Genomic DNA, 2,658 nt, shown 5'->3' with positions numbered 1-2,658 from the left:
CATTCGAGCCGCCAGCCGCGGCGCCATTCAACCCGCCATTGCTGCCATTCACACCGCCGTAGCCCGGGCGCGGAGATTCCGTCGTGGACGGCGTCGCAGGCCGGTCAGCCGGTGCGGCGGAGTCGGACGGGGCCGCGTCGCCCGCCGAGCGCGCCACGGTTTCAAATTCGGCGTCTTCGGCGTGCCCCGCCGGCGCAACGGCTGACGAGCCGCCCATCTGGGCCAGCGTCTGGCCGACCGCATGCGAGACAAAGCGGTGTACGGCGCCGCTGTCGCGGAATCGGACCTCGTGCTTGGCCGGGTGGACGTTCACGTCCACGGCGGCGGGGTCGATGTCCAGGAACAGCACGTACGCGGGCTGGCGGTCGCCGTGCAACACGTCGGCATAGGCCGAGCGCAGCGCGTGGCTGACGGTGCGGTCCCGCACGTAGCGGCCGTTCACGTAGAGGTATTGGCGGTCGGCGCGGGCGCGGGCGGCGGTCGGCCGGGTAATCATGCCGGCCAGACTGACCGTGCCGACCGAATGCGACAGCAGCAGGCCGTGCTCGGCGAATTCGGCGCCCAGCACGTCGCGGATGCGCTGCGGCGGGTCGGCCGGCAGCCATTGGCGCTGCGCGCGGTCGTGGTGGAACAGGCGGAAGGCGATTTGCGGATGCGCCAGCGCGATGCGTTCCATGGCGTCGACGCAATGGCCGAACTCGGTGGCTTCGGAACGCAGGAACTTGCGGCGGGCCGGCACGGCGTCGAACAGCTGGCGCACGTCGACCGTGGTGCCGGGCGGGCCGGAAGCGGGGCCAACCTGCATGCTGCCCGCGTCGATCTGCCAGGGGTGGTCGCCGTCGCGGGTGCGGGAAATGATGGACACCTGGGCCACCGACGCAATGGACGCCAGCGCTTCGCCGCGAAACCCCATGGAAGCGACCGATTCCAGTTCGTTCAGCGAGCGGATCTTGCTGGTGGCGTGACGGGCCAGCGCCAGCGGCAACTCGTCGGGCGGAATGCCGCCGCCATCGTCCGTGACGGCGATGCGCCGGATGCCGCCGCCTTCGAGGCGGACCTCGATGGCGCGCCCGCCCGCGTCGATGGCGTTTTCAAGGATTTCCTTGAGCACGGACGCGGGGCGCTCGATGACCTCGCCAGCGGCGATCTGGCTGATCAGCAGGTCGGGAAGCGCAAGGATGGAACGACGTTCGGTCATGAGGCCCAGATCTTATGTAGCAGTGCGGACGATTTTAGCGTCATGCCCCGGTCGGCTATAGTCGCTGACAAATTCCACTCGGATATCAGGGCCGCTTCAATGCTTGAGTTTTTCAATATGGTGCTTCACATCGACCAGACGCTTGGCCTTTGGGTCGAGCAGTATGGCGTGTGGGTGTACCTCGTGCTGTTTCTCATCGTCTTTGCGGAGACGGGGCTGGTCGTGCTGCCCTTCCTGCCGGGCGACTCGCTGCTGTTCATCGCGGGGGCCTTCGGCGCGACCGGGCATATCGACCCCGTTTTGATGTCGGTGCTGCTCATCGTCGCCGCCGTGACCGGCAATTCGCTGAACTACGCCATCGGCCGTTACATCGGGCCGCGGGTGTTCTCGATGAACCTGCGCTTTCTGGACCGCGGGGCGCTGATGCGCACGCACGCGTTCTACGAAAAGCACGGCGGCAAGACGATCGTGATGTCGCGCTTCATTCCGGTGGTGCGCACCTTTGCGCCCTTCGTGGCGGGCGTCGCCGAGATGTCGATGGCGCGCTTCCAGCTGTTCAACATCATGGGCGCGCTGTTGTGGGTGATCAGCCTGGTGGCGGCGGGTTACTTCTTTGGCAACATCCCGATCATCCGCGATCACCTGAACACCATCGTGCTGGTGGGCCTGGCGGCGGCGGTGGTGCCAGTAGTGGGGGCGGGAGTCCTCAAGCTGGTGCGCGCGCGCCGCACGCAATAGCGACCGCGCTGCGCAAACAAAAAGGCTATGCGCCGGAAGGTGCATAGCCTTTTTTCGTGGACCCGGGAAGGGGGCCGAGCGCGGAGCCGAATCCCGCCTAGCTCAGGTCGCCCAAACGGGCCAGCGGCGGATTGGCCGTGAAGTAGCGCTGGATGCCGGTCATCATGGCCTGCGCCAGCTTGTCCTGGTGCGAGGAGCTGCGCAGCAGCGCTTCTTCTTGCGGATTGCTGATGAAGGCGGTTTCGACCAGCACCGACGGGATGTCCGGCGCCTTCAGCACGGCAAAGCCGGCCTGCTCGACGCTGTTCTTGTGCAGGCGGTTGATCTTTTTGATCTCGTCCAGGAAGGCGTTGCCAACCTTGAGCGAGTCGTTGATCTGGGCCGTGGTGGACAGGTCCAGCAGCACTTTCGCGACCTGGCGGTCGTGGCTGCCCAGGTTGACGCCGCCGATCAGGTCGGCCGCGTTTTCCTTGTCGGCCATCCAACGTGCCTGCGCGCTGGTGGCGCCGCGCTGGGATAGCGCAAATACCGACGAGCCGTTGGCCGAGGGCTTGACCCAGGCGTCCGCGTGGATCGAGATGAACAGGTCCGCATGCACGCGGCGCGCCTTCTGCACGCGCACGTGCAGGGGCACGAAGTAATCGTCGTCGCGCGTCAGGTAGGCGCGCATGTAGGGCTGGCTGTCGATCAGCGCCTTCAGGCGCCGCGCGATGCGCAGGACC

3 protein-coding genes (1 of these 3 cut by a window edge) are annotated in these 2,658 nt (G+C 66.7%); 1 reads left to right on the top strand and 2 read right to left on the bottom strand.

What is annotated here, in order from left to right; genetic code table 11:
* A partial coding sequence (gene mutL / locus B3446_RS06070; RefSeq protein WP_291378441.1) for a DNA mismatch repair endonuclease MutL occupies positions 1–1,198 on the bottom strand: 1,198 nt, incomplete at its 3' end.
* 99 nt (positions 1,199–1,297) lie between these two features.
* Between mutL and B3446_RS06065 the strand changes: the two genes are divergently transcribed.
* Positions 1,298–1,936: a VTT domain-containing protein gene (locus B3446_RS06065; RefSeq protein WP_175123266.1), complete on the top strand. Its 639-nt coding sequence runs from the start codon at positions 1,298–1,300 to the stop codon at positions 1,934–1,936.
* Between the two features lie 97 nt (positions 1,937–2,033).
* On the opposite strand, the gene B3446_RS06060 is transcribed toward B3446_RS06065, so the two are convergent.
* Positions 2,034–2,658, bottom strand: part of the annotated coding region (locus B3446_RS06060) for an N-acetylmuramoyl-L-alanine amidase (protein ID WP_291378438.1) (this coding region is incomplete at its 5' end). Its footprint extends 137 nt past the window's final position; 625 of its 762 annotated nt are in view.

The sequence above is a fragment of the Achromobacter sp. UBA5777 genome (genome assembly GCF_002418565.1).
GTDB lineage: Bacteria > Pseudomonadota > Gammaproteobacteria > Burkholderiales > Burkholderiaceae_B > Achromobacter > Achromobacter animicus.
The sequence above is the reverse complement of the archived record's forward strand: the minus strand, read 5'-3'. Positions and strand labels throughout refer to the sequence as shown.

Excerpts from the sequence above, each read along its gene's own strand:
- B3446_RS06065 (WP_175123266.1), top strand. The coding sequence starts at position 1,298 with ATGCTTGAGTTTTTCAATATGGTGCTTCACATCGACCAGACGCTTGGC.